Source organism: Variovorax sp. RCC_210 (assembly GCF_041355175.1).
Lineage (GTDB): Bacteria > Pseudomonadota > Gammaproteobacteria > Burkholderiales > Burkholderiaceae_C > Variovorax.
The window spans coordinates 326,036-349,640 of sequence record NZ_JBFUPJ010000002.1 but is presented as its reverse complement, the minus strand read 5'-3'; the positions used below and the strand labels follow the sequence as shown (position 1 = coordinate 349,640).

At 68.1% G+C, this 23,605-nt stretch carries 25 protein-coding genes and 1 tRNA gene; 12 read left to right on the top strand and 14 right to left on the bottom strand.

Annotation, left to right across the window (positions count from 1 at the left end):
• Nucleotides 1-37 precede the first annotated feature (37 nt).
• Together rplQ and AB6807_RS09625 are read left to right on the top strand one after the other, a co-directional pair.
• Nucleotides 38-436, top strand: coding sequence for a 50S ribosomal protein L17 (rplQ, locus tag AB6807_RS09630; RefSeq protein ID WP_371084389.1), 399 nt, complete (start codon nt 38-40; stop codon nt 434-436).
• Between the two features lie 18 nt (nt 437-454).
• Nucleotides 455-531: transfer RNA gene (locus tag AB6807_RS09625), tRNA-Met, on the top strand.
• A 103-nt stretch (nt 532-634) separates the two neighbouring features.
• On the opposite strand, the gene AB6807_RS09620 is transcribed toward AB6807_RS09625, so the two are convergent.
• On the bottom strand, nt 635-1,285 hold the full coding sequence (locus AB6807_RS09620) for an HD domain-containing protein (RefSeq protein WP_371084388.1): 651 nt from the start codon (nt 1,283-1,285) through the stop codon (nt 635-637).
• A 115-nt stretch (nt 1,286-1,400) separates the two neighbouring features.
• On the opposite strand from AB6807_RS09620, the gene AB6807_RS09615 reads away from it, so the two are divergent.
• Nucleotides 1,401-2,375: a GlxA family transcriptional regulator gene (locus tag AB6807_RS09615; protein WP_371084387.1), complete on the top strand. Its 975-nt coding sequence runs from the start codon at nt 1,401-1,403 to the stop codon at nt 2,373-2,375.
• 35 nt (nt 2,376-2,410) lie between these two features.
• Here the strand turns inward: AB6807_RS09615 and AB6807_RS09610 are convergent, their stop codons facing one another.
• From AB6807_RS09610 to AB6807_RS09585, 6 genes are read right to left on the bottom strand one after another with little or no spacing between them, the layout of a single operon-like run.
• On the bottom strand, nt 2,411-2,809 hold the full coding sequence (locus tag AB6807_RS09610; RefSeq protein ID WP_116910276.1) for a RidA family protein: 399 nt from the start codon (nt 2,807-2,809) through the stop codon (nt 2,411-2,413).
• The gene (locus tag AB6807_RS09605) at nt 2,806-4,428 is read right to left on the bottom strand and encodes an AMP-binding protein (RefSeq protein ID WP_371084386.1); all 1,623 of its coding nucleotides are present in this window, start codon (nt 4,426-4,428) and stop codon (nt 2,806-2,808) included. The genes AB6807_RS09610 and AB6807_RS09605 overlap by 4 nt, the downstream gene beginning before the upstream one ends.
• Nucleotides 4,429-4,433: 5 nt before the next feature.
• Nucleotides 4,434-5,627, bottom strand: a complete 1,194-nt coding sequence (locus AB6807_RS09600) for an acyl-CoA dehydrogenase family protein (protein ID WP_371084385.1) — start codon at nt 5,625-5,627, stop codon at nt 4,434-4,436.
• A 4-nt stretch (nt 5,628-5,631) separates the two neighbouring features.
• Complete coding sequence (locus tag AB6807_RS09595; protein ID WP_371084384.1) at nt 5,632-6,486, bottom strand: enoyl-CoA hydratase family protein; 855 nt, start codon at nt 6,484-6,486, stop codon at nt 5,632-5,634.
• Nucleotides 6,483-6,962, bottom strand: coding sequence for a MarR family winged helix-turn-helix transcriptional regulator (locus AB6807_RS09590; RefSeq protein WP_116910272.1), 480 nt, complete (start codon nt 6,960-6,962; stop codon nt 6,483-6,485). Before AB6807_RS09590 ends, AB6807_RS09595 begins: the two co-directional genes overlap by 4 nt.
• Before the next feature lies 1 nt (nt 6,963).
• Nucleotides 6,964-9,345: a bifunctional salicylyl-CoA 5-hydroxylase/oxidoreductase gene (locus AB6807_RS09585; protein ID WP_371084383.1), complete on the bottom strand. Its 2,382-nt coding sequence runs from the start codon at nt 9,343-9,345 to the stop codon at nt 6,964-6,966.
• Nucleotides 9,346-9,475: 130 nt separating this feature from the next.
• Here AB6807_RS09585 and AB6807_RS09580 point away from each other — a divergent pair, with 130 nt between their 5' ends.
• Nucleotides 9,476-10,747, top strand: a complete 1,272-nt coding sequence (locus AB6807_RS09580; protein WP_116910496.1) for a class I SAM-dependent methyltransferase — start codon at nt 9,476-9,478, stop codon at nt 10,745-10,747.
• A 12-nt stretch (nt 10,748-10,759) separates the two neighbouring features.
• On the top strand, nt 10,760-11,083 hold the full coding sequence (locus AB6807_RS09575; RefSeq protein ID WP_116910497.1) for a DUF1840 domain-containing protein: 324 nt from the start codon (nt 10,760-10,762) through the stop codon (nt 11,081-11,083).
• A gap of 9 nt (nt 11,084-11,092) precedes the next feature.
• On the opposite strand, the gene AB6807_RS09570 is transcribed toward AB6807_RS09575, so the two are convergent.
• Both AB6807_RS09570 and AB6807_RS09565 read right to left on the bottom strand, forming a co-directional pair.
• Nucleotides 11,093-12,112: a tripartite tricarboxylate transporter substrate binding protein gene (locus tag AB6807_RS09570; protein WP_116910270.1), complete on the bottom strand. Its 1,020-nt coding sequence runs from the start codon at nt 12,110-12,112 to the stop codon at nt 11,093-11,095.
• A gap of 102 nt (nt 12,113-12,214) precedes the next feature.
• A complete protein-coding gene (locus AB6807_RS09565; RefSeq protein ID WP_371084382.1) occupies nt 12,215-13,147 on the bottom strand; it encodes a LysR family transcriptional regulator in 933 nt (310 codons plus the stop codon).
• A gap of 125 nt (nt 13,148-13,272) precedes the next feature.
• Here AB6807_RS09565 and AB6807_RS09560 point away from each other — a divergent pair, with 125 nt between their 5' ends.
• Nucleotides 13,273-14,058, top strand: a complete 786-nt coding sequence (locus AB6807_RS09560; RefSeq protein ID WP_371084381.1) for an SDR family oxidoreductase — start codon at nt 13,273-13,275, stop codon at nt 14,056-14,058.
• 101 nt (nt 14,059-14,159) lie between these two features.
• Here the strand turns inward: AB6807_RS09560 and AB6807_RS09555 are convergent, their stop codons facing one another.
• Genes AB6807_RS09555 through AB6807_RS09545 form a run of 3 tightly spaced genes read right to left on the bottom strand, consistent with a single transcriptional unit; the run spans nt 14,160 to nt 16,575 of the window.
• Complete coding sequence (locus AB6807_RS09555; protein ID WP_371084380.1) at nt 14,160-14,582, bottom strand: MarR family winged helix-turn-helix transcriptional regulator; 423 nt, start codon at nt 14,580-14,582, stop codon at nt 14,160-14,162.
• Between the two features lie 29 nt (nt 14,583-14,611).
• Nucleotides 14,612-15,610 (bottom strand): alpha-ketoacid dehydrogenase subunit beta, encoded by a 999-nt coding sequence (locus AB6807_RS09550; RefSeq protein WP_371084379.1) that lies wholly within the window; start codon nt 15,608-15,610, stop codon nt 14,612-14,614.
• Nucleotides 15,601-16,575 (bottom strand): thiamine pyrophosphate-dependent dehydrogenase E1 component subunit alpha, encoded by a 975-nt coding sequence (locus AB6807_RS09545; RefSeq protein ID WP_371084718.1) that lies wholly within the window; start codon nt 16,573-16,575, stop codon nt 15,601-15,603. The genes AB6807_RS09550 and AB6807_RS09545 overlap by 10 nt, the downstream gene beginning before the upstream one ends.
• Nucleotides 16,576-17,098: 523 nt before the next feature.
• Between AB6807_RS09545 and AB6807_RS09540 the strand changes: the two genes are divergently transcribed.
• Entirely contained in the window at nt 17,099-17,413 is a 315-nt protein-coding gene (locus AB6807_RS09540; RefSeq protein WP_371084378.1) for a ParD-like family protein, read from the top strand.
• Nucleotides 17,410-18,222 (top strand): type I methionyl aminopeptidase, encoded by an 813-nt coding sequence (gene map, locus AB6807_RS09535; protein ID WP_286517095.1) that lies wholly within the window; start codon nt 17,410-17,412, stop codon nt 18,220-18,222. Before AB6807_RS09540 ends, map begins: the two co-directional genes overlap by 4 nt.
• Here the strand turns inward: map and AB6807_RS09530 are convergent.
• Nucleotides 18,204-19,238 (bottom strand): helix-turn-helix domain-containing protein, encoded by a 1,035-nt coding sequence (locus AB6807_RS09530; protein ID WP_371084377.1) that lies wholly within the window; start codon nt 19,236-19,238, stop codon nt 18,204-18,206. The two genes, map and AB6807_RS09530, sit on opposite strands and share 19 nt — an antisense overlap.
• A gap of 407 nt (nt 19,239-19,645) precedes the next feature.
• Between AB6807_RS09530 and AB6807_RS09525 the strand changes: the two genes are divergently transcribed.
• Both AB6807_RS09525 and AB6807_RS09520 read left to right on the top strand, forming a co-directional pair.
• Nucleotides 19,646-20,278: a response regulator transcription factor gene (locus AB6807_RS09525; RefSeq protein WP_116910264.1), complete on the top strand. Its 633-nt coding sequence runs from the start codon at nt 19,646-19,648 to the stop codon at nt 20,276-20,278.
• A 37-nt stretch (nt 20,279-20,315) separates the two neighbouring features.
• Nucleotides 20,316-21,596, top strand: coding sequence for a phosphatidylserine/phosphatidylglycerophosphate/cardiolipin synthase family protein (locus AB6807_RS09520; protein ID WP_371084376.1), 1,281 nt, complete (start codon nt 20,316-20,318; stop codon nt 21,594-21,596).
• Here the strand turns inward: AB6807_RS09520 and AB6807_RS09515 are convergent.
• Complete coding sequence (locus AB6807_RS09515) at nt 21,593-21,997, bottom strand: surface-adhesin E family protein (protein WP_116910262.1); 405 nt, start codon at nt 21,995-21,997, stop codon at nt 21,593-21,595. The genes AB6807_RS09520 and AB6807_RS09515 overlap by 4 nt on opposite strands.
• Before the next feature lie 182 nt (nt 21,998-22,179).
• On the opposite strand from AB6807_RS09515, the gene AB6807_RS09510 reads away from it, so the two are divergent.
• Together AB6807_RS09510 and AB6807_RS09505 are read left to right on the top strand one after the other, a co-directional pair.
• Nucleotides 22,180-22,863: an alpha/beta family hydrolase gene (locus AB6807_RS09510; RefSeq protein WP_371084375.1), complete on the top strand. Its 684-nt coding sequence runs from the start codon at nt 22,180-22,182 to the stop codon at nt 22,861-22,863.
• Between the two features lie 220 nt (nt 22,864-23,083).
• Entirely contained in the window at nt 23,084-23,584 is a 501-nt protein-coding gene (locus AB6807_RS09505) for a PA2169 family four-helix-bundle protein (RefSeq protein WP_371084374.1), read from the top strand.
• Nucleotides 23,585-23,605 lie beyond the last annotated feature (21 nt).

Below are 23,605 nucleotides of genomic sequence, written 5' to 3'. Positions count from 1 at the left end.
ACGGCTGCCTGTTTTTATAAAGTAAAGGAAAAGCACCATGCGTCACGGTCACGGACTCCGCAAACTCAACCGCACCAGCTCGCACCGCCTTGCGATGCTGCAAAACATGATGAATTCGCTCATCGAGCACGAAGTCATCAAGACCACGGTCCCCAAGGCCAAGGAACTGCGCCGCGTCATCGAACCGATGATCACGCTCGCCAAGAAGCCCACGCTGGCCAACAAGCGCCTGGCATTCGACCGCCTGCGCAGCCGCGACAGCGTGGTCAAGCTGTTCGGCGAACTCGGCCCGCGCTTCGCCGCGCGTCCGGGTGGCTACACCCGCATCCTGAAGATGGGTTTCCGCGTGGGCGACAACGCTCCGATGGCGCTCGTCGAACTCGTGGACCGTGCTGAAATTAAAAATGACGCAGCCGAGCAAAACGCTGCTGAATAAGCTATAATTTATACTTGCCGCGCGATGGAGCAGCCTGGTAGCTCGTTGGGCTCATAACCCAAAGGTCGCAAGTTCAAATCTTGCTCGCGCAACCAATTTAAAAGGCCCTTTGAATTTCAAAGGGCCTTTTTTCTTTGGCCGGTTAATGAATTGAAAAAGCCCTCGCAAAGAGGGCTTTTCTGTTTCTGGAAACTACGGTTAACCGTGCCAGGCGGAGCAGCGAATCACGCTGCAGAAGTTGTCCCGGTGAAAGTGCGGCTCCTTGTCCGCGATCACGTCTGCTTTGACGTTGCCAAAAGTGGTCTCGGGCTTGTGACGAATCCCGTCATAGAAGGCCAGGATGATGTCTTCCTTGAAGTGTTCGCTACGCGGATGCGCATGCACGACCCGCGTGCGCTCCTGCTCGCTGTATTCCTTGTAGGTCAGCCCCAGAACATCCATCTCGACGCCGGCCGTCACGAGCGCCACCACCGGGTGCATGTGTTGCGGAATCCCCGGCGTGGTGTGCAGCGCGATGGCCGTCCACACGAGGTCGATGTCCTGCTGCGAGATCCCATGGCCGCGCAAAAAGTCACGTGCGACGTTCGCACCGTCGACCTCGAAGCGCTCGTTCACGCTGCTGTGCTGCTTCACCAGGCCCATGTCGTGGAACATTGCGCCGGCATAGAGCAGCTCGGGGTCGAAGGTGAAGCCGCGGCGCTTGCCCGCGAGCGCGCCGAAGTAGTAGACCCGGCTCGAGTGGTGAAAGAGCAGCGGTGGCGCGGTGTCCCGAACCAGCTCAGTGATCTCGCTCGCGAGCTTGCTGTCGGGGATGCGAACCCCCTCGATATCGGTCTTCGTCGAAGCCATGTGGATTTCTCCTGTGAGTGTGAGCTCCACTTTAGGAGTCGGGTAGAGTGTCCTGAACCGCCGCGGCACGGCGAATCCAGACATTGCCGGGACAAAGAAGACACACACACGCACCATGCGCAGCACCAAGACCATCGCCATCCTCGCCATGCCAGGTGTGCAGCTGCTGGACGTGTCGGGCCCGCTCGACGTATTCGCCGAAGCCAACGTGCAAGCCCATGCACAGGCCTATCGGCTGAAAGTCATCGCAAGCCGTCGTGGTGCGATCCAGAGTTCATCGGGTGTGCGCCTGATGCCCGACGAGGTGATCGGCGACGAGTTCGACGAGCCCATCCACACGCTGCTCGTTGCCGGCACACCGCACGCGGCCAGCACCGTGTGCGACCTCGGCGTGAGCGAATGGCTGCGCCGGCGCGCCCCCAAGGTGCGTCGCTTCGGCTCGGTCTGCAGTGGCGCCTTCGTGCTCGCGCAGGCCGGCTTGCTCGACGGCCGCCGCGTGACCACGCACTGGGCCGTGGCGGAGCAACTCGCGCAGGACTTTCCTTCGGTCACCGTCGATGCGGACGCCATCCACGTGCGCGACGGCCGCCTGCGCACCGCCGCGGGCGTGACCGCAGGCCTGGACCTCGCGCTCGCACTGGTGGAGGAAGACCTGGGCCGAGAGATCGCGATGAAGGTCGCCGCGCAACTCGTGATGTTCTTCAAGCGCCCGGGCGGGCAGATGCAGTTCAGCCGCAAGGGCGAGGCGGCACCGGCCGGCCGCTCCGCGCTGCAGGAGGTTCAACGCTGGGTCGCGGCCCACCCCGCGACGGACCACGGCGTCGCGAGCCTCGCGGCGCGCATGGGCCTCAGCGAGCGGCACTTCGCGCGGCTCTTCAGGCAGGAGGTGGGGGTCACACCCGCGGCATGGGTGGAAGACATTCGCGTGGCCGCCGCGCGCCGCCTGCTCGAGGCTGGGGACGCCGCACCCAAGCAGGTGGCCTCCCTGTGCGGCTTTGCCGATGCCGACACGCTGCGCCGCGCGTTCCAGCGCCAGGTCGGCATCACGCCGGCGGAATACCGCAAGCGCTTTGCGCACGCCATCGCCTGAACGGCGATCGGCGGCGCGAAGACAGCATCGATCGATCAGTCCGGAACGACCGCCGTCACCTCGATCTCGACCTTCGCGCGGTGCTCCACCAGCGCAGCCACCTGCACGCAGGTCATGGCCGGAAAGTTGCGGCCCATCGCATCGCGGTAGACCGGGCCGAGCTCGGCCAGGCGGCGGGTGTATTCGTCGCGGTCGGTCACGTACCAGGTCATGCGCACCATGTGCTCGGGGCCCGCGCCGCCCGCGCGCAGCACCTCGGCGATGTTGCGCAGCGCCAGGCCGCACTGGTCGATGAAGTCGTCCGACTCGAACTGCTGCTGCGCGTTCCAGCCGATCTGGCCGCCGACGAACAGCGTGGTGCCGCGTGCGGCGACGCCGTTCGCATAGCCCTTGGGAGGCAACCAGCCCTCGGGCTGAAGAAGTTTGTGAATCATGGTGTGGTGTTCAGTTGTCTCAGTTTGAATCGCTGCAGCTTGCCGGTCTCGGTGCGCGGCAGCACCGGCACGAACTCGATCTCGCGCGGGTATTTGAAAGGCGCGATGGTGGCCTTCACGTGGTCCTGCAGCGCCTTCACAAGCGCGGCGTCGCCTTCGTTGCCCGGCTTGAGCACGCAGAAGGCCTTCACAATCATGCCGCGGTCGGCGTCGGGCTTGCCGATGACGCCGCACTCGGCCACCGCCGGGTGCTTGAGCAGCGCGTCTTCGACCTCCGGCCCGCCGACGTTGTAGCCGGCGGTGATGATCATGTCGTCGGCGCGCGCCTGGTAGAAGAAGTAGCCGTCGTCGTCCTGCACGAACGAGTCGCCGGGGTAGTTCCAGCCGTTCTTCACATAGTCTGCCTGGCGTGCGTCGTCGAGGTAGCGGCAGCCCACCGGGCCTTGCAACGCCAGCTTGCCGACGGTGCCGCGCGGCACCTCGTTGCCTTCGTTGTCCACCACCTTCGCGGTGAAGCCGGGCACGGCCTTGCCGACCGCGCCGCGGCGCACTTCGGCGCCTGCCGCGGAAATGTAGATGTGGAACACCTCGGTGCCGCCGATGCCGTCGAGCATCTCGATGCCGGCGGCTTCCTTCCACAGCTGGCGCGTGGCGTCGGGCAAGGCCTCGCCCGCGCTCACGCTGATGCGCAGGCTCGGCATGCCGTGCTGCTTCACGAACGGCGCCATCTGGCGGTAGAACGTGGGCGCGGTGTAGCAGATGGTCGCGCCCACCTCGTTGATGAGCTTCACCAGCCCTTCGGGCGTGAACGGCGCATCGGCAAAGTAGATAGAAGCACCGGCCCACATCGGAAACACCAGCAAGCCGCCCAGCCCGAAGGTGAAGGCGAGCGGCGGCGAGCCGATCACGATGTCGTCGCTGCGTGCGCGCAGCACATGGCGCGGCCAGGTCTCGCACATCGCGAGCACGTCGCGGTGCGTGGTCACGGGTGCCTTGGGTTTTCCCGTGGTGCCCGAGGTGAACGCCAGCAGCGCGATGTCGTCCGACGCGGTGGGGCAGGCCGTGAACACGCCGCTCTTGGTCGCGGCGCGTGCCGAGAGCGAGTCGGGCGCATCGGGCTTGTTGAACGCGACCACCGTGGCAAGCACAGGATGCTCGCGCTGCGCGATGACGAGTTCGTCGAGCAGGCGGCCGTCGCACAGCGCAGCCACGGGCCGCGACTTTTCGATGATCTCGCCCAGCTCCTTGGCACGCAGCAGCGGCATCGTCGCCACGGCGATGAGCCCTGCCTTCACCACCGCGAGCCACGACAGCGCCATCGCCACCGAATTGCCGCCGCGCAGCAGCACGCGGTTGCCCGGCACCAGCCCGAGGTCTTCCGTCAGCACCTGCGCGATGCGGTTGACCTCGACGGCCGCTTGCGCGTACGTCAGCGTGCCTTGCGGCGAACGCAGCATCGGCTTGTCGCCGAAGCCCTTCGCCGCGGCCTTGTCGAGCAGCTCCTCGACCAGGTTCAGCTGGTCGGGCAGCTGCAGCTCGGGCAGCTCATAGCGAAAGATGGGCAGCTGCGCGGCAGGCGGCAGGCGGTCGTGAACGAAGCGGTCGACTTGGGCAGACACGGTATTTATCCCCGCAGAACGGATTTGCCAATGATCAGTTGTTGGACTTCCGTCGCGCCTTCGTAGATGCGCAGCGAACGGATGTCGCGGTAGAGGCTTTCAATCTTCGTGCCAACCTTCACGCCCAGGCCGCCGTGCATCTGCAGCGCCATGTCGATCACGCGGCTCGCGTTCTCGGTGGCGCACATCTTGGCCATGGCCGCGGCGGCAGACACATCGCCCACGGCAGGCGCGCCGCGCTGCTCGGCGTCGTCGCGCATCCATGCCGCGCGGTAGGTGAGCAGTGCGGCGCTGTCGATCAGTGCGGCCATCTCGCCGAGCTTGGCCTGCGTGAGCTGGAAGTCGGCAAGGGTCTGGCCGAACATGCGGCGGTTCTTCGCATGCGAGATGGCCTCCGCCAGTGCGCGGCGGCCCATGCCCAGTGCCGCTGCCGCCACCGACGCGCGAAAGATGTCGAGCGTGCGCATCGCCAGCTTGAAGCCGCCGTTGAGCTCGCCGAGCTGCGCGGTGCGCGGCACCACGCAGTTCTCGAAGCGCAGCGTGGCCAGCGGATGCGGCGCCATCACGTCGATGTGCTGCGAGGTGTCCAGGCCCGGCGTCGTCGCATCGACGATGAAGACGGTGATGCCGCGCGTGCCGCCGGTCGGATCGGTCTTCGCGAACACGCAATAGAAGTCGGCGATGCCGCCGTTGCTGATCCAGGTCTTCTCGCCGTTCAGCAGCCAGCCGTCGGCGGTGGCCTCGGCGCGCATGGCCATCGCAGCGACGTCGGAACCTGCGTCGGGCTCGCTCAGTGCGAAGGCCGCGATCTTCTCGCCCTTGCCGACGGCGGTGAGGTACTGCGATTGCTGCTCGGGCGTGCCAGCGAGCGTGATCGCGCCGCTGCCCAGCCCCTGCATGGCAAAGGCGAAGTCGGCCAGTGGCGAGTGATAGCCGAGTGTTTCGCGCAGCAGCACGAGCGCGCGTGAATCGAGGCGCTCGAGCGCGCCGCCTGCGCTGCCGGGCACGGCGTAGCGCAGCCAGCCGCCGTCACCAAGGCGGCGCACCCATTCGCGGCAGGCCGCACGGTCGTCGCGCTCGTCGATCTCTTGCGCCGCGCACCAGGGCAGCAGGTCACGCGCGAGCGAGCGATGGGCCTCGTCGAAGAACGGCAGCGCGAGATGCGCCGTCGAAGGCGGTGCGGGAATCTTCGTCATCATCGAGTCAGTCTCCGCCGAACACCGGCTTGCGCTTGGCCGCGAAGGCTTCGTACGCACGCTTGAAGTCTTCGGTCTGCATGCAGATGGCTTGCGCTTGCGCTTCGGATTCGATGGCCTGGTCGATGGTCATCGACCATTCCTGCGCGAGCATGGTCTTGGTCATGCCGTGCGCGAAGGTCGGGCCTTCGGCCAGGTCGCGCGCGACCTTGGTGGCGGCCTCGAGCAGCGCGTCGCTTTCATGCAGCGCGTTGAAGAAGCCCCAGGCATGGCCTTCCTGCGCGGTCATGGCGCGGCCCGTGAACAGCAGCTCCGACGCACGGCCCTGGCCGATCACGCGCGGCAGCAGGGCGCACGCACCCATGTCCGCACCGGCAAGGCCCACGCGCGTGAACAGGAACGCGGTGCGCGTGGCGGGAGAGCCGTAGCGCAGGTCGCAGGCCAGCGCGATCATTGCGCCGGCACCGGCGCACACGCCGTCGATGGCGCCCACGATGGGTTGCGGGCAGGCGCGAATGGCCTTCACCAGGTCGCCCGTCATGCGCGTGAACTCCAGCAGCTCGGGCATGCGCATGCCGGTGAGCGGGCCGATGATCTCATGCACGTCGCCGCCCGAGCAGAAGTTGCCGCCCGCGCCGGTGACCACGATCACCTTCACGTCGGTCGCGTAGTTCAGCGCGCGAAACAGGTCGCGCAGCTCGGCGTACGAGTCGAAGGTGAGCGGGTTCTTGCGCTCGGGCCGGTTCAGCGTGATGGTGCCGATGCCGTTGTCGTAGCTCCATGCGAAGTGCTCGGCCTTGTAGGCTGCCTTCGGTTCGAATTGCGCGCGCATGGGATTGCCTGCGCCGATGTAGTGCTTCATTCGGTCTCCGCCATCGATTGGTTGTGTGAGTGTTGCTTGACCTTGCCGAGCAGCTTGTGCAGCTGCGCGATCTCCTTGGTGCTGAGGCCCGAGAAGGCCCCGACGATCCAGTCTTCGTGCTGTTGCGCCATGTCGTTGAAGAGCTTGCGTCCGCGCGGTGTGAGGCGCACGCGCCAGGCGCGCCGGTCGCCCTCGACGTTGATGCGCTCCACCAGCCCTTCGGTCACCAGCTGGTCGGTGATGCCGGTGACGTTGCCGCCCGTGACCATCATGCGGCGCGAGAGCTCGTTCATCTTCAGGCCGTCGGGCGAGCGCTCGAGTTGCGACATCAGGTCGAAGCGCGGCAGCGTGGTGGTGAACTGCGAGCGCAGTTCGTTGCGCACCTGCTTCTCGATCAGCTGGGTGCAGGTGAGCAGCCGCAGCCAGAGCCGCAAGGCTTCGGGGTGTTCGCTGTGCGCGCGCGCTTCGAGGTCCATGTCAATGCGTCTCCTCGCTGTTGGCTGCGGCGGCCGATGCTGTGGCTGCGGCGATCTGCTGTTGCTTGGCGATCTCGCGGTACATCTGGTCGCGCCCGCTCAGGTACTGCCTGGGCCAGTCGACATGGCGGCTCTGCAGCTTGGCCGCTTCGTGCAGCGTCCATGCCGGGTCGGCCAGGTGCGGGCGCGCGATGGCGCACAGGTCTGCGCGACCGGCCGCGATGATGCTGTTGGCCTGGTCGGCGTCGGTGATGGCGCCCACGGCAATGGTCGCGATGCCGACCTCGTTGCGGATGCGGTCGGAGAACGGCGTCTGGTACATGCGCCCGTACACCGGCTTGGCCGCACGCGTGGTCTGGCCCGACGACACGTCGATGAAGTCGGCGCCGGCCTCCTTGAACAGGCGCGCGACCACGGTCGCATCGGCGTCGGTGTTGCCGCCGGGAGCCCAGTCGTGCGCGGAGATGCGCACGCTCATCGGCTTGTCTTCGGGCCACGCGGCGCGCATGGCGCGGAACACTTCGAGCGGGTAGCGGCAGCGCGCCTCGATGTCGCCGCCGTATTCGTCGGTGCGCAGGTTGGTCAGCGGGCTGATGAAGGCCGACAGCAGGTAGCCGTGCGCGCAATGCAGCTCGAGCCAGTCGAAGCCGGCCTCCAGGGTGCGGCGGGTGGCGTCCACGAACTGATCGCGCAGCGTGTCCATCTCGGCGCGCGTGATGGCCGCGGGCAGCTGGTTCTGTTCGCCGTAGGGCACGGCGCTGGCGCCCAGCAGCGGCCAGTTGCCGTCTTCCAGCGGCTCGTCGGTGCCTTCCCAGCCCACGCGGGTGGAACCCTTGGGGCCGCTGTGGCCGAGCTGCATGGCGATCCTGGCGCTGGACTGCGTGTGCACGAAATCGACGATGCGCTTGAAGGCCGCTTGCTGCGCGTCGTTGTACAGGCCGGTGCAGGCCGGGGTGATGCGGCCTTCGGGCGTCGGGCTCGTCATTTCGACGAACACCATCGCGGCGCCGCCGAGCGCACGCGCGCCCAGGTGCACCAGCAGGAAGTCTTGCGGCACGCCGTCGACCGCGCTGTAGGTGGCCATCGGTGACACCAGGATGCGGTTCTTCAGCGTGAGCCCGCGCACCTTGTAGGGCATGAGCATGGGCGGCATCGCCTTGCCGCCGGCCAGCCACTGTTCGTAGCCGCCGAGCCATTGCGTGTCGCGCACGCGCAGGTTCTCGTGGCTGATGCGCTGCGAGCGCGTGAGCAGCGAGTAAGCGAACTGCTCGATCTGCATGCCCGTGTAGCGCGGCACGTTCTCGAACCATTCGGTGGAGTTGCGCGCGGCATTCTGGATCTTCAACACCTCGACGCTGCGGCGCGCCTCGTAGCCTTCGAGCACATGGTCGAGCGTGCCGCCCTGCTCGAATTCGTTCGCGAGGTCGATCGCGTCTTCGAGCGCCAGCTTGGTGCCCGAGCCGATGGAGAAGTGCGCCGTGTGCGCGGCGTCGCCCATCAGCACGACGGGCACCGAGCGGCCTTCCACGTCGATGCGGTGCGTCCAGCGCTCGCACACCACGCGCGGAAAACGAATCCAGTTGGCCGAGCCGCGCAGGTGCGTGGCGTTGCTGATGAGCGAGTGGCCGCCCAGGTACTTGGAGAACAGTTTCTCGCAGAAGGCGATGGCCTCGGGCTGCTCCATCTGGTCGAGCCCGTGGGCCTTCCACACGGCCTCGGGCGTCTCCACGATGAAGGTCGAGGTCTTGTCGTCGAACTGGTAGGCATGCGCCTGGAACCAGCCGTGCTCGGTCTGCTCGAAGGCGAAGGTGAAGGCGTCGAAGGTCTGGTGCGTGCCCAGCCACACGAAGCGGCACTCGCGCAGGTCGACGTCGGGCTTGAACACCTCGGCGTAGCGCTGGCGGATGCGGCTGTTCAGTCCGTCGCTGGCAATGACCAGGTCGGCGTTGTACTTCGCGGCAATGGCCTGGTCGTCGGTGGCGTCGGTCTCGAAGACCAGGTCCACGCCCAGCTCGAGGCAACGCTCCTGCAGGATGTTCAGCAGCCGCTTGCGGCCGATGCCGCAGAAGCCGTGGCCGCCCGAGCGCACCTGGCCGCCCTTGAAGAACACCTGGATGTCGTCCCAGTGATGGAATTCGTTGCCGATGAGCGCGGCGGTGGGGCCGTCGGCGGCGCGCAGGTTGCCCAGCGTCTGGTCGCTCAGCACCACGCCCCAGCCGAAGGTGTCGAAGGGGCGGTTGCGCTCGACCACCGTGATCTGCAGCGCCGGGTTGCGCGCCTTCATCAACAGGGCGAAGTACAGGCCTGCCGGCCCGCCGCCGATGCACAGGATGCGTTGGAGGTCCGAGGCGGGGGCGGGTTTGACCGTGCTGAGGCTGTTCATGGTTGAATAGTTTAGGCATAAACAATCTGCTGTCAATGAGGATTGGTAACGGGGGCCGGCAAGGGGGCGGTACCCCGCGCCGGCAGGGCAACCCATGCACGAACTGTGAAAAATCAATACCATGGGCCCCATGCAAAACTTGATACCGAAGATCGAGTCGCAGCTGGCTTCGCTGCCTGTCCCCATCGCGCTGGAACTGCCGGATGGCCGGCGTGTTGCCCAGGCGGGGGCCCGCGTCACGCTGGCCTTCAAGGAGTGGACGGTGCTCGCCAAGCTGGCGGCCCGGCAGGTCGGGGCCATCGGGGAGGCCTACGTCGAGGGCAAGGTGCAGATCGAAGGCGCCATGCGCGACCTGATCGACGCCACCGTGGGTTTGCTGCCGGGCAACCCGGCCGAGACCGACACCAGCTGGTGGAGCCGCCTGCAGCACCGCGCCAAGTCGCGCGGTTCGCATTCGCTGCGCAAGGACGCCGCGCAGATCGAGTTCCACTACGACGTGTCCGACGACTTCTACGCGCTGTGGCTCGACCCGCGCCGCGTGTATTCATGCGCCTACTTCCGCACCCCCGAGCTCACGCTGGCCCAGGCGCAGGAAGCCAAGCTAGACCACATCTGCCGCAAGCTGATGCTCAAGCCCGGCGAGCGCTACCTGGACATCGGCTCCGGCTGGGGCGGCCTGCTGCTGTGGGCGGCCGAGCACTACGGCGTGGACGCCACCGGCATCACGCTGTCGAAGAACCAGCACGCGCACGTGCAGCGGCTCATCGAGGAAAAGGGCCTGCAGGGCCGCGTGCGCGTGGAGCTGCGCGACTACCGCGAGCTGCCCGACGCCCAGCCCTTCGACAAGATCTCCTCCGTGGGCATGTTCGAGCACGTGGGCGCGGCCAACATGCCGACCTACTTCCGCAAGATCCACAAGCTGCTCAAGCCGGGCGGGCTGGTGCTCAACCACGGCATCACCTCGGGCGAGCTCAACTACCGGCAGCTGGGCGCCGGCATGGGCGACTTCATCGAGAAGTACATCTTTCCGGGCGGCGAGCTGCTGCACGTGACGCACGTGCTGCGCGAAACCGCCGCCGCGGGGCTGGAGATGGTCGACACCGAAAGCCTGCGCCCGCACTACGCGCGCACGCTGTGGGCCTGGTCGGACGCGCTGGAGGCGCAGCTGGGCGCGGCGCTGGAAGTGCTGCAGCGCAGCGGCGGGCGCCAGGGCGAGAACGCCGAGCGCGTGCTGCGCGCCTACCGCCTGTACCTGGCCGGATCGGCCATGAGTTTCGAGCAGGGATGGATCTCCTTGCACCAGATGTTGTCGACAAAGCCTGACGGCAACGTAGGGCGCGCAGGCGTCTTGCGGGGCGCGCAATCGGAGTACCCTTTTGCCCGTGACTACATCTACAAGTGAGTGAAAAACACCATGCTCTACCGTTTCCAGTCCCGGGCTTCCGCTGATTTCGTGATGCTCGAAGTGCATGCGCGCCAACTGCTCGACATCGTCGGCAAGTCGGTCGCGCCCCAAGGCATCATCACGGTCGACCAGATCCCCGGCGCCATCTCGGCGCTGGAGGCCGCGTTGGCCCGCGAGGGCAGCAACGCCCACAACCACGACGACTACGCCGTCGAAGGCCACGCGAACGACGCCGAGAAGCAGCATGTAGGACTGCACCAGCGTGCAGCCCCCCTGCTTCACATGCTCAAGGACTCCCTGGCCGAGAAGAAGGACGTGACCTGGAAGACCTGAGCTTCCGGTTCAGTCGACCTTCGCGCCGGAGTCCTTCACCACCTTCGCCCACTTCACGTGCTCGCTCGCAATGAGCTTGGTGAAGTCGGCGGGTGAGTTGCCGCTGGGCAGCGCGCCCTGCGCGAGCATCTTTTCCTTGATGGCCGGCGTGCCCAGCGACTTGGCCACTTCCTGCTGAATGCGGTTGACGATCTCGGGCGAGGTGCCGGCCGGCGCCAGCAGCCCGAACCACGAGCTCGCCTCGAAGCCCTTGAGCGTCGGGCCCCCCACCTCTTCCACCGTCGGAACGTCCGGCAGCGCAGGCGAACGCTGCGCGCTGGTCACGGCCAGCGCCGTGAGCTTGCCGGCCTTGATCTGCGCCATCGACGAGGGCAGGTTGTCGAACATCACGTCGGCGTTGCCACCCACCATGTCCAGCAGCGCCGGGCCCGAGCCCTTGTACGGAATGTGCGCCATGAAGGTGCCCGTCATGCTCTTGAACAGCTCGCCCGCCAGGTGGATGGAGGTGCCGCTGCCGCTGGACGCCATGTTCAGCTTGCCGGGGTTGGCCTTGGCGTACTTGATGAAGTCCTGCACGTTGTGGATGTTCGCCGCCTTGGCCTTGTCGGCGTTCATTTCCATCACGTTGGGCACGGCGGCCACCAGCGTGATCGGCACGAAGTCCTTGATCGGGTCGAAGGGCAGCTTGGGGTACAGCGCGCGGTTGATGCCGTGCGTGCCCACCGTGCCCATGAGCAGCGTGTAGCCGTCGTTGGGGGCGCGCGCCACCAGCTCGGCGCCCACGTTGCCGCCGGCGCCTGCGCGGTTGTCCACGATGAACTGCTGGCCGAAGGCCTTCGAGAGTTCGGGCGCCACGGCGCGCGCCAGGATGTCGGTGGTGCCGCCGGCCGCGAAGGGCACGACGATGCGCACGGGCTTGGTCGGCCAGGTGGCCTGGGCCCACGAGGGCGCGGCCAGCACGGTGAGGGCGGTAGCGATGGAAGTGGCCAGCGCGGTGCGGCGGCTCGATGCGAATGAGGAAGAAGTCATGCGCGCGTTTGTACAGGGGCGCGCCGCGGGCGTCGCGAGTGAAAACCCCGTGAACCCGCGGGGCGGCGACGCGACGCAACAAGTCGACGGACAACCCGCGCGTCAGTCCACCTGCATGCGCTGCGCGAAGCGCTCGGTGCGAAAGCGCTCCAGCACGAAGTCGATGAACACGCGCGTCTTCGGCGGCAGCAGCTTCTTGCTCGGGTAGTAGAGCCACACCGCGCCCGTGTCCTGGTACCACTCGGGCAGCAGCCGCACCAGCTCGCCGGTGCGCAGCCCGCGTTCCACGAAAGGCATGGGCAGCATCGCCACGCCCAGCCCCATCAGCGCGGCGTCCGCGATGGCCTGCGGGTCGTTGAAGATCGCGCGCGGGTGCGGCAGCTCGACGGTGGCTTGCTCGCCGCCGCTCCTGGCTTCCCGCAGCGTCCAGCTGCGCAGCCGGCCGGTGGGCGACGAGCGGCGCAGCAGCGTGTCGAGCAGGGCCAGCTCCGACGGGTGGCGCGGCTTCTTGCGCCCCTTCATGTACGCCGGCGAAGCCACCGCCACCACGTGGATGCGCGACAGCTCGCGCGCCACCAGCCCGGCCGACAACTCGATGCCGCCGCCGATGGCCGCGTCGAAGCCTTCGCCCACCAGGTCGACCTGCTGGTTGTCGAAGTGCCAGTCCGGCAGGATGGCCGGGTAGCGCGCCAGGAAGTCGCCCATCATCGGCAGCACATGCTCGCGCCCGAAGGCCTGGCCCATGCTCACCTTGAGCGTGCCGGCGGGGCGCCCGTCGTCGGTGTCGATGCCGGCCACCGCCTCCTGCAGGGTGGCCAGCGCGCCGCCGACCTGCGCCAGAAAGCGCTCACCGCCCTCGGTGAGCGTCAGGCGGCGCGTGCTGCGCTGGAACAGCCGCACGCCCAGCCGCGCCTCCAGCCGCGCCACGTTCTTGCTGACCGCGGCCGGCGTCAGCCCCAGCCGCCGCGCCGCCGCCGAGAAGCTGCCGCCCTCGGCGCTCTGCACGAAGGACTCCAGGTGATTGAGTGGTTCCATCGCCGGATTGTCTCGCGCATCTTCAACTTCCAGTTGAATTTGATTGCGCGGATTGATGGCTATCGGCAGGGGAATGAAAGGCGGAAACTGCGTCTATTCCTCCACTACATCGAACGGAAAACATCATGGCTTCCACCACTGCTTCCTCCTCTTCTTCTTCGACTTCGTCCGCCGTGCTGGCCGGCAAGGTCGCCTTCGTCACCGGCGGCTCGCGCGGCATCGGCGCGGCCATCGTCCGGCGCCTGGCACGCGACGGCGCGGCCGTGGCCTTCAGCTACAGCAACGCCCAGGCCACCGCCGACGAACTGGCCCGCGCCATCGAGGCCGAAGGCGGCCGCGCGCTGGCGCTGAAGATCGACAGCGCCGAAGCCGACGCGCTCAAGGCCGGCATCGACCAGGCCGCCAGGCACTTCGGCGGGCGCATCGACATCCTGGTGAACAACGCCGGCGTGCTGCACCTCGGCCCCATCGACCAGTTCACGCTGGCCGACTTCGACCGCACCCTGGCGGTGAACGTGCGCGCTGTGTTCGTCGCCATCCAGGCCGCGCTGTCGCACATGGGCACGGGCGGGCGCATCGTGAACATCAGCAGCACCAACGCCGAGCGCATGCCCTTCGCCGGCGGCGGCGTGTACGCCATGAGCAAGTCGGCGCTGACCGGCCTGGTGCAGGGCCTGGCGCGCGACCTGGGCCCGCGCGGCATCACCATCAACAACGTGCAGCCCGGCCCGGTCGACACCGACATGAACCCCGCCAACGGCCCGATGGCCTCGACCATGCACAGCTTCATGGCCATCGACCGCCACGGCCACGCCGATGAAATCGCCGGCATGGTCGCCTACCTGGCCAGCCCGGAAGCGGCCTTCGTGACCGGCGCCGGCCTGAACATCGACGGCGGCTTCGCAGCCTGAAGCTGCGCCTTCCCCTTCTGGGGGAAGGTCGGGTTGGCGGCAGGCAGCGCTCGCTCGGTGGCACGACGCTGCCGAGCGCCGAGCGCCGAGCGCCGAGCGCTTCAGGGCCGCCCCGACACCGACAGGATCAGCTTGTCCAGCGTCTTCCCCAGCCCGGCGAGCTCATCGGCATCGACGCCCGCGAACAGCGCCGCCTCGCGCTCCCGCCCCAGCGCGCTCACCGTCTCGTGCAACGCCTTGCCGGCCGCCGTCAGGTAGAGCCGGCTGCGGCGCTGGTCGGTCGGGTCTTCGTGGCGCTGCACGCGCTTGTGGCGCTTCAGGCCGGCCAGCGCGCGGCTCACGGCCATCTTGTCCAGGCCGGTCTGGTCGGCCACCTGCGTGGCGGTCAGCCCCGGTTGCGCGCCCAGCACGGCCATGGCGCGCCATTCGTTCAGCGTGAGCTGGTGCTCGCGGCCCACGCGCTCGTGGAACGGCCGCGCCGTCAGGTTCACCACCCGCACCAGCTTGAAGAAAAGCGGGTCCATGCGAAAAAGCCCCGGCCGCTCAGCTCAGCTCAGCCCGCCAGCTTCTTCGCCGCCGCCACGATGGCCTCCACCCCCACGCGCGACTGCGCCTCCAGCACCGGCGCGTAGCCCACCGGAATGCGCGGCGCGCCCAGCCGCGCCACGCGGCAGCCCGTGGCCTCGGCCGCGCTCGCCGCAATCTCGGCGCCGAAGCCCGCCGCCTGCACCGCCTCGTGCACCACCAGCAACCGGCCGGTGCGCCCGCACGACGACAGCACCGTCTCGCGGTCCCAGGGCCACAGCGTGCGCAGGTCGATCAGGTCGACCGCCACGCCTTCGGCCGCCAGCGCGTCGCAGGCGGCCGCGCAGGCCTGCATCTGCCGGCTCCAGCTCACCAGCGTGAGCGCGTTGCCTTCGCGCACGCGCGCCGCCTTGCCCAGCGGCACGTCGATGCCCTCGTCGACCTCGCCGCGCACGCCCCACAGCGTCTTGTGCTCGATGTAGACCACCGGGTCGCCGCACTGCAGCGCCGCGCGCAGCAGGCCGTGGTTGTCCTGCGGGGTCGACGGGCACACCACCACCACGCCCGGCAGGTGCGCGAACCAGGCCTCCAGCGACTGCGAATGCTGCGCCGCCGAGGCGTCCCAGATGCCGCCGGGCATGCGCGCCACCAGCGGCACGCGGCCCTGGCCGCCGAACATGAAGCGGTTCTTGGCCGCCTGGTTCACCAGCTCGTCCATGCCGCACAGCGCGAAGTCGACCACGCGCATCTCCACCACCGGGCGCAGCCCCGCCAGCGCCATGCCCACGCCGGCGCCCATGATCGCGGCCTCGCTGATCGGCGTGTCGATCACGCGCTCGGGGCCGAAGTGCTGCTGCAGCCCCTTGTACTGGCCGAAGATGCCGCCGCGGCCCACGTCTTCGCCCAGCACCACCACGCGCGGGTCGGCCTCCATCTCGCGCTGCAGGGCAAGCACGGCGGCTTCCGAATAGCTCAGGTCTTTTTTCATCGAGGTCTTCGCTTGCGTGGTTTCCGGGGTCAGTGCCATTGGCCCGCGCCGGTGGTCTGCACGTCGGTGAAGGCGGCGCCGGCCTCGGGCCAAGGCGCCGCGTCGGCGATGGCCAGCGCGGTGTCGACCTCGTCGCGCGCCGCGTTCTCGATGGCGTCCAGCGTCGCGGCGGCAACGCCCTGGGTCAGCAGGCGGTCGCGCGCCCGCGCGATCGGGTCGGTCTGCAGCGCCGCCGCCAGTTCGGCCGGGTCGCGGTACGCCGCCAGGTCGACCGACACGTGGCCCTTCACCCGGTACGTGAGCGCGTGCAGCAGGCGCGGCCCGCCGCCGGCGCGCACCTCGGCCACCAGGCGGGCCGCGGCTTCGTGCACCGCGAACACGTCGTTGCCGTCGACCTGCGTGGCCGCGATGTCCATGGCCTCGGCGCGCGCCGAGGCGCCGTCGCCCGCCGTCATCGGGCCGCTGGCGGTGGTCGCGCTCCAGCGGTTGTCCTCGCACACGAACAGCACGGGCAGCTGGTACACGCGCGCCCAGTTCAGCGCCTCGAGAAAGGGGCCGCGGTTGATGGCGCCGTCGCCGAAGAAGCACACCGTGATGTCGTCCGACTGCTTCAGCAGCTTCTGCGCATGCGCCGCGCCCACCGCGATGGGCAGGCCCGCCGCCACCACGCCGTTGGCGCCGAGCATGCCGACCGAGAAGTCCGCGATGTGCATCGAGCCGCCCTTGCCGCCGTTGAAGCCGGTGGCCTTGCCGAACAGCTCGCACATCATCCGCGCGAGGTCCGCGCCCTTGGCCAGCGTGTGGCCGTGGCCGCGGTGGGTGGAGGTGAGGTAGTCGGCGGCGCGCAGGTGAGCGCACACGCCCGCGGGCACCGCCTCCTGCCCCGTGGAGAGGTGCAGCGGCCCGCGCACCTTGGCGGCGCCCGCCGCCTGCTGGCCATAGGCGCTCACGCCGCCCTGGCTGGCCGCCTCCGCGGCGTTCTCGAACGCGCGGATGCGCACCATGACGCGGTAGAGCGCTTCTGCGGCTTTGCCATGGGCGCTCGGCGGGGCGGGTGGGGTGGGGCGAGGGGTCGGGTCCATCTTGTCTCCAGGGCCCTTGGAATGGGCGCTCTGGAAAAAATCGTATCAAGCGAGACGGAATCGACGTACCGGGCTAACCCTTCGCATCGGCACGGCCTGACTGTGCCGCGCCACGGGCCGTTTGACCCGCCTTTCCGGCGCCCTGGCTTGCCGCCTTCTTTCTTATTTATTCTTCTTATTTAAGTTAGTAGTAGTAGATAAGGGTAAACCCCTGCTGTGGACAGCGTGCTTTTCTCGTTGCGTGACAATGACTTGCGGCACCTGTACCACTGTGCGTACCTCTGCTTTCAGGGTTGTCTCGAAAAAGGAACAACTTCAGGGCGGCCGCTGCCGCTGTGGATAACCGTGCCCTTGTGCCGGAACTGTCCCCAGAGTTTTCCCGAGCGTGCGAGGGCCTTGCGATGGAAGATATGATGCATATACGTTTCATATACAAAAAATCTCCATGGGCATCGTCAAGATTTCAGACCTCATGCACGAGAACCTGCGTGTCGCAGGCAACGCGCTGAGCCGTTCCATCAACGCGCAGGCCGAGCACTGGATGCGCATCGGCATGCTGGCCGAGCTGCACCCCGCGCTCGACCACCGCGAGATCTGCCAGGTGCTGATCCGCGCCGAGCAGGCCGGCGGCTTCGACCTGGCGACCATCTCGGCATCGCTGTCGTCGCTGGCCGCGCCAGCGCTTTCAACGCCATCCGCAGCCTCCGCAACGTCCGCGCCTTCGCCGCGCACCGCCCGCAAGGCCGGAGCCCCCGCGTGAGCGCGGGCACCACGGGCAGCGGCGGCGTCAAGCTCAGGTCGCCCGCCGAAATCGCCATGGCGCGCACGGCCGGCGGCCTTGCTGCCGAGGTGCTCGCCATGATCGGCGAACACGTCAAGCCGGGCGTCACCACCGAGGCGCTCGACCGCATCTGCCACGACCACATCGTGAAGGTGCAGGGCGCCATTCCGGCCAACATCGGCTATCACGGCTTTCCCAAGACGGTGTGCACCTCGGTCAACCACGTGATCTGCCACGGCATTCCGTCGGCCAAGGAAACGCTGAAGGCCGGCGACATCGTCAACATCGACGTGGCCGTCATCAAGGACGGCTGGTTCGGCGACTGCAGCCGCATGTACTTCGTGGGCGAACCGAGCGCGCTGGCGCGCCGGCTGGTCGACACCACCTACGAGGCCATGCGCGCCGGCATCCGGCAGGTGCGCCCGGGCGCCACGCTGGGCGATGTGGGCTACGCCATCCAGAAGGTGGCGCACCGCGAGAACTTCACCGTCGTGCGCGAGTACTGCGGCCACGGCATCGGGCAGGTCTACCACGACGAGCCGCAGGTGCTGCACTACGGCCAGCCCGGCCAGGGCCTGCGGCTGGAGGCGGGCATGGTCTTCACCATCGAGCCGATGGTCAACGCCGGGCGGCGCGAGACCAAGGAAATGGCCGACGGCTGGACCGTGGTCACGCGCGACCGCTCGCTGTCGGCGCAGTGGGAGCACATGGTCGCGGTGACGCCCACGGGCTTCGAGCTGCTGACGCCCTGGCCCGAAGGCACGGGGCACTACCCGGCCATCGTCTGAGCGCGCTGGCCGCCTGAATCCCCTGGAGCGCCTAACACGCCTGGCACGCCGGGCGCCGTGCCGACTGCGGTCGGCGCTCCCGGCAGCAGGCTGCTGGGCGTCACCCCGAACGCGTTCCGGAACGCCCGCGAGAAGTGCGACAGGTCGTTGAAGCCGCACTGCAGCGCCGCCTGCGACACCTGGTGCACGCGGCCTTCCTCGAGCACGCGAAAGGCGGCATCGAGCCGCCGCTTCCACACGTGGTGCATGACGGTGGTGCCGTGCGTGGCGAACACCCGCGCCAGCGTGCGCGGCGACAGGTGCACCGCCGCCGCGATGCCGTCGCTGTCGAGTTCGCTGTCGTCGAGGTGCGCGTCGATGTACTGGCTGGCGCGCTGGTAGGCCGAGCCGTAGCGCGAGCCCTGGGCGCCGTCGGTGCCCTGGCCGTCCTGCATTTCCATGGCCGCGCTCAGCGTGTCGAGAAAGGCGCCCGCCAGCCGCGCGCCGGCGGCGCCCGGGATGCCGCTGGCGGAATAGTCGAAGGCTTCCTCCGCCATGCGCATCAGCAGCGTGGCCATCGAGCGGCCTTCGGCAATGCGCACCGTGGCCATCGATTCGGCCCGCGCGAAGCGCGACAGCAGCTGCTGGCGCGGCATGCGCACCAGCAGCGCCGAGGCCGGTGCCAGGTGGTGCACGAAGGGGCGCGCCGCGTCGTACAGCACGATGTCCCCGGGGCGCACCTGCACCTCGCGCCCGCCTTGCTGCAGCAGGGCCGAGCCCTCCTGCATCAGCACCGCGACCAGGTCTTCCTCGGGCGCCACGCGCACGTGGTGGGGCGTGCGGTCGAAGGTGTGCGGCTGCGAGCTCATGCGGCACAGCGTGAGGTTGCCCAGCGTGTGGCCCGTGAGCGAGCCCTGGAAGTCGCCCGCATGGCTGAACTTGCCGGCCGCCGGAATCAGGCGCTTGCAGACCGATTCCGCCCAGTAGTCGAGCCGGCGGGGCCCGGAAACATCCGCTGTCGAATAGTTGAAGTGCATGGGTGCCTCACGAGAAAACATGGGCCCTGAGCCGGACGCTGGCTGCTGCGGGTGCGACCTGTTGCAGCAGCAAAAAATGTACCAATGGCAGGGGCCACGGCGGCTCGATTGGAGCCTTGCGGGCGGGCGCTGTCGACAGGGAATTCCCTTCGCCTGAGTTGCCGACGCGGCGATTGATGCAGCGGTCAGTGCGTCGGTCGGCGTCGGGACCTATCGCGTCCCCGAACGCCTGCGCGTCGCCCGCGTCCGACGCCAGCGACAGCCAAACCTGCATACCCGTGCAGGACAACGCCGCGTCCCGCGTTTGAGCCCTCCGGCGGGCAAATGCCTGTGGCATCGTCGCTCCCCTATCGCGCCAAATCGCTGGCGCGCACCGACACCGCACAGTTCAGCAGCAGGAGCACACCATGATCAAGATCGGCATCGTCGACGACCACGCCGTCGTCCGCACAGGCCTCAAGGCGTTCTTCTCCACCTTCGTCGATTTCCGCGTGGTCGGCGAAGCCGCCACCGGTCGCGAGGCCATCGACCTGGTGCGCACCGCCGACATCGACGTGCTCGTCATGGACCTCTCGATGCCCGGGCAGAGCGGCATAGACGCGCTGGCCATGGTGCGCGCCAAGGCGCCCGACCTGGGCGTGCTCATCCTGAGCGGCTACCCCGAGGAGCACTACGCGGTGAACCTGATTCGCCAGGGCGCGTCGGGCTACCTGAACAAGGAGTGCGAGCCCGAAGAGATCGCCAAGGCCATCCGCACCGTGGCGCTGGGCCGCCGCTACATCTCGCCCTCGGTGGCCGAGCTGCTGGCCGGCCAGCTGGAGCGCAAGGACAACGCGCCGCCGCACAAGCACCTGTCGGAGCGCGAGTTCCAGGTGTTCCTGAAGCTGGCCAAGGGCGAGTCGGTGGGCGCCATCGGCGAGGCGCTGTCGCTGTCGGTGAAGACCATCAGCACCTACCGCACGCGCCTGATGGAAAAGATGAACCTGTCCACCAACAGCGACCTGACGTACTACGCGATCAAGACGCAGCTGATCGACTGACCGGCGGCCCGCACACCCATGCGCTTCGCGTCCTGACGTGCGCCACCGAGGGACGCTCAAGGCAGTCGTCTGGACCTTCGTCCTGACGCTGGCCGCCACGCTGCTGGTGCTGAACTTCACCAGCGGCGAGAAGAAGCTCGACGAGCAGGTCAAGCGCGAGTACGCGCTGCACGACGCCCAGTACCAGCGCGCGCTGGGCGTGATGCTCGGGCCGCCCATCACCGGCGGCAACCGCTTCGAGGCGCTGCAGAACGGCGACCGCATCTTTCCGCCCATGCTCGCGGCCATTCGCGGCGCGAAGCAGAGCATCACCTTCGAGACCTACATCTACTGGTCGGGCGACATCGGCCGCACCTTTGCCGACGCGCTCTCCGAGCGGGCGCGCGCGGGCGTGAAGGTGCACGTGCTGCTCGACTGGGTGGGCAGCGCCAAGGTCGACGGCGACTTCATCCGCGAGATGGAAGCCGCCGGGGTGGAGATCCGCAAGTTCCACAAGCCCAGCTGGTACGACATCGCCCGCATGAACAACCGCACCCACCGCAAGCTGCTGGTGGTCGACGGGCGCACCGGCTTCACCGGCGGCGTGGGCATCGCGCCCGAATGGACCGGCCACGCGCAGGACGCGGACCACTGGCGCGACTCGCACTACAAGGTCGAAGGCCCGGTGGTGGCGCAGATGCAGGCCGTGTTCATGGACAACTGGGTGAAGGTGTCGGGCGACGTGCTGCACGGCGAGCGCTACTTTCCGCCGATTCCTTCCATGGGTGACGGCCGCGCCCAGGTGTTCAGCAGTTCGCCCTCGGGCGGCAGCGAGAGCATGCACCTGATGTACCTGCTGTCGATCGCGGCGGCCAGCAAGACCATCGACCTGTCGAGCGCCTACTTCGTGCCCGACGACCTCACCGTGGGCGCGCTGGTGGCGGCCATGAAGCGCGGCGTGCGGCTGCGCATCATCACGCCGGGCCCGATCATCGATTCGCAGACCGTGCGCGGCGCCTCGCGCGCGGCCTGGGGGCCGCTGCTGGAAGCCGGCGCCGAGATCAGCGAATACCAGCCGACCATGTTCCATTGCAAGGTCTTCACGGTCGACGGGCTGCTGGTGTCGGTGGGCTCCACCAACTTCGACAACCGCTCGTTCCGCCTGAACGACGAGGCCAACCTGAACATCTACGACGAGGCCTTCGCCGCCGAGCAGACGGTGCAGTTCGAAGCCGACCTGCGCCAGTCGAAGCGCCTCACGTACGAGGCCTGGAAGGACCGCCCCCTGCACGAGAAGGCGATGGAGCACCTGGCGGCGCTGCTGTCGTCGCAGCTCTAGCTGCTCCGCGGCCGGCAGGCCGCTCGCACGATGCGCGCGGTCGGGTTGGGCTTCATGTCGCGGAACGCCACGGGCTTGGGTGCGTCGGCGTAGTCTGCGATGTGGTGCGGCTCGCCCTGCCATAGCGGCTCGATATAGAAGCGCGCGGCCACGTAGCTGGCGCGGCGCGACTGGCAGTCGAACACCACGCGCGATTCGTAGGAGCGGTAGGCAATGCCGTCCCAGTTGAAGCGCGGGCCCGAGCGGTTCACGCGCAGGTTCATTTCCTTCGAGCTTTCCGCGAGCACCACCTTGTCGGGGTCGACCTGCACGGTGTCCGCACCCTTGTCCAGGGGATCGCCCACCACCGTGAACCAGCCGGGCTGCGCGTGCGCCACGCAGCCGACCATGCCGATCGCCATCAACCAGTGCCTCACAACCGTGACTCCCCGAAAAGCCAAAAAAAGGCCGGCGGGAAAAATCCGGGCCGGTCGCTGAAACACGAATTTACAGCCAACGTGGCGCGGCGCCTGTCGGACTGCACCCAAGGCCCCGTGTCGAACAGGTGGTTTGAAACGCAAGTGATCGGCAAACTACGGGCGTGATGACCAACTCCTCTCTTTCTATTTCCGTAGCGCCCGGCATCGCCGTGTCCGCGCTCGCCGTGTCGCCGTCCGCCCCCGATGCCTGCCTGGTGCTCGCGCACGGCGCCGGCGCGGGCATGACCCACCCCTTCATGCAGGCCGTGGCCGAGGGCCTCGCGCAGCGGCGCATCGCCACGCTGCGCTACCAGTTCCCCTACATGGAACAGGGCAAGAAGCGCACGGACGCGCCCGCGCTGGCGCATGCCACGGTGCGCGCGGCGGTGGCTTGCGCGGCGGCGCGCTTCGATGGCGTGCGGCTCTTTGCAGGCGGCAAGTCCTTCGGCGGCCGCATGACGTCGCAGGCCCAGGCGCTGGCGCCCTTGCCCGGCGTGCAAGGGCTGGTGTTCCTGGGTTTTCCGCTCCACCCGGCGGGCGCGCCCGCGGCAGCCGCCACGCGCGCCGCGCACCTGCAGGAGGTCGAGGTGCCGATGCTCTTCGTGCACGGCCCGCGCGACGCGCTGGCCGAACCCGCCGAATTCGATGTCACCACGCAGGCGCTGGGCGAGCTGGCGACCGTGCTGGACATCGACGGCGCGGACCACTCGTTCCACGTGCTCAAGCGCTCCGGGCGCAGCGACGAGGAAGCGCTGGACGAACTGCTCGACGGCATCGCCGTGTGGACGCAGGCCTGGGCCATCGGCTGAGGCGAATGCCCTGGAGGGTGGCGGAACGAGGTCGTCCTCGAGGTCGTCCTTCGCCTACGCCCGGTTGCCCGATGGGACGACGCTGCGGCGCCGCGAAGCTTCGGACCATGGGTCTTCGGTCAGCCGCAAAGCGCCAATGCAACACAACACGGCGTCACAGCGCGGCTGACGCCTCCAACCCGGTCCTGTCGCACAGACAGGCAATGAAAGGACACCTTCCATGGCTTACAACGACATCACCAACGACACCCTCGCCACCGGTCCCGTGCTCGCCAACGGCGAAGTGGTCGACGTGCTGAACGACCTGCTGGAAAACTCCCGCGACGGCGAATACGGCTTTCGCGCCTGCGCCGACGAAGTGAAGAGCCCTGCCGCCAAGCAGCTCTTCGCCAGCCGCGCCGAGCAATGTAAGAAGGCCGAGGCCGAACTCATCGCGCTCATCACTGCCTACGGCGGCACGCCGGCCGACGGTGGCACCGCCAGCGGCGCGCTGCACCGCGGCTGGGTGCATGTGAAGGGCTCGCTGGGCGCGAACAGCGAACTGTCGATCCTCGAATCGTGCGAACGCGGCGAAGACACTGCGGTGGCCCGTTATCGCAAGGCCCTGAAGCAGAGCCTGCCGGCCGACGTGCGCAGCGTGATCTCGCTGCAGGCCGAAGGCGCGCAACGCAACCACGACCAGATCCGCGACCTGCGCAATGCTGCGCGTGCACGCGATTAAGTGAAGGCGAAGATCGCCAGG

What these genes read in the sequence shown, in the direction of transcription:
- AB6807_RS09620 (WP_371084388.1), bottom strand. Translation starts at nt 1,285, where the DNA reads ATGGCTTCGACGAAGACCGATATCGAGGGGGTTCGCATCCCCGACAGC.
- AB6807_RS09515 (WP_116910262.1), bottom strand. Translation starts at nt 21,997, where the DNA reads ATGGCGATCGGCATGGTCGGCTGCGTGGCGCACGCGCAGCCCGGCTGG.
- AB6807_RS09585 (WP_371084383.1), bottom strand. Translation starts at nt 9,345, where the DNA reads ATGAACAGCCTCAGCACGGTCAAACCCGCCCCCGCCTCGGACCTCCAA.
- AB6807_RS09595 (WP_371084384.1), bottom strand. Translation starts at nt 6,486, where the DNA reads ATGAAGCACTACATCGGCGCAGGCAATCCCATGCGCGCGCAATTCGAA.
- AB6807_RS09525 (WP_116910264.1), top strand. Translation starts at nt 19,646, where the DNA reads ATGATCAAGATCGGCATCGTCGACGACCACGCCGTCGTCCGCACAGGC.
- AB6807_RS09560 (WP_371084381.1), top strand. Translation starts at nt 13,273, where the DNA reads ATGGCTTCCACCACTGCTTCCTCCTCTTCTTCTTCGACTTCGTCCGCC.
- AB6807_RS09510 (WP_371084375.1), top strand. Translation starts at nt 22,180, where the DNA reads ATGACCAACTCCTCTCTTTCTATTTCCGTAGCGCCCGGCATCGCCGTG.
- AB6807_RS09505 (WP_371084374.1), top strand. Translation starts at nt 23,084, where the DNA reads ATGGCTTACAACGACATCACCAACGACACCCTCGCCACCGGTCCCGTG.
- AB6807_RS09570 (WP_116910270.1), bottom strand. Translation starts at nt 12,112, where the DNA reads ATGACTTCTTCCTCATTCGCATCGAGCCGCCGCACCGCGCTGGCCACT.
- AB6807_RS09550 (WP_371084379.1), bottom strand. Translation starts at nt 15,610, where the DNA reads ATGGCACTGACCCCGGAAACCACGCAAGCGAAGACCTCGATGAAAAAA.
- AB6807_RS09615 (WP_371084387.1), top strand. Translation starts at nt 1,401, where the DNA reads ATGCGCAGCACCAAGACCATCGCCATCCTCGCCATGCCAGGTGTGCAG.
- AB6807_RS09545 (WP_371084718.1), bottom strand. Translation starts at nt 16,575, where the DNA reads ATGGTGCGCATCCGCGCGTTCGAGAACGCCGCGGAGGCGGCCAGCCAG.
- AB6807_RS09555 (WP_371084380.1), bottom strand. Translation starts at nt 14,582, where the DNA reads ATGGACCCGCTTTTCTTCAAGCTGGTGCGGGTGGTGAACCTGACGGCG.
- AB6807_RS09530 (WP_371084377.1), bottom strand. Translation starts at nt 19,238, where the DNA reads ATGCACTTCAACTATTCGACAGCGGATGTTTCCGGGCCCCGCCGGCTC.
- AB6807_RS09580 (WP_116910496.1), top strand. Translation starts at nt 9,476, where the DNA reads ATGCAAAACTTGATACCGAAGATCGAGTCGCAGCTGGCTTCGCTGCCT.
- rplQ (WP_371084389.1), top strand. Translation starts at nt 38, where the DNA reads ATGCGTCACGGTCACGGACTCCGCAAACTCAACCGCACCAGCTCGCAC.
- AB6807_RS09590 (WP_116910272.1), bottom strand. Translation starts at nt 6,962, where the DNA reads ATGGACCTCGAAGCGCGCGCGCACAGCGAACACCCCGAAGCCTTGCGG.
- AB6807_RS09600 (WP_371084385.1), bottom strand. Translation starts at nt 5,627, where the DNA reads ATGATGACGAAGATTCCCGCACCGCCTTCGACGGCGCATCTCGCGCTG.
- AB6807_RS09540 (WP_371084378.1), top strand. Translation starts at nt 17,099, where the DNA reads ATGGGCATCGTCAAGATTTCAGACCTCATGCACGAGAACCTGCGTGTC.
- AB6807_RS09575 (WP_116910497.1), top strand. Translation starts at nt 10,760, where the DNA reads ATGCTCTACCGTTTCCAGTCCCGGGCTTCCGCTGATTTCGTGATGCTC.
- AB6807_RS09565 (WP_371084382.1), bottom strand. Translation starts at nt 13,147, where the DNA reads ATGGAACCACTCAATCACCTGGAGTCCTTCGTGCAGAGCGCCGAGGGC.
- AB6807_RS09610 (WP_116910276.1), bottom strand. Translation starts at nt 2,809, where the DNA reads ATGATTCACAAACTTCTTCAGCCCGAGGGCTGGTTGCCTCCCAAGGGC.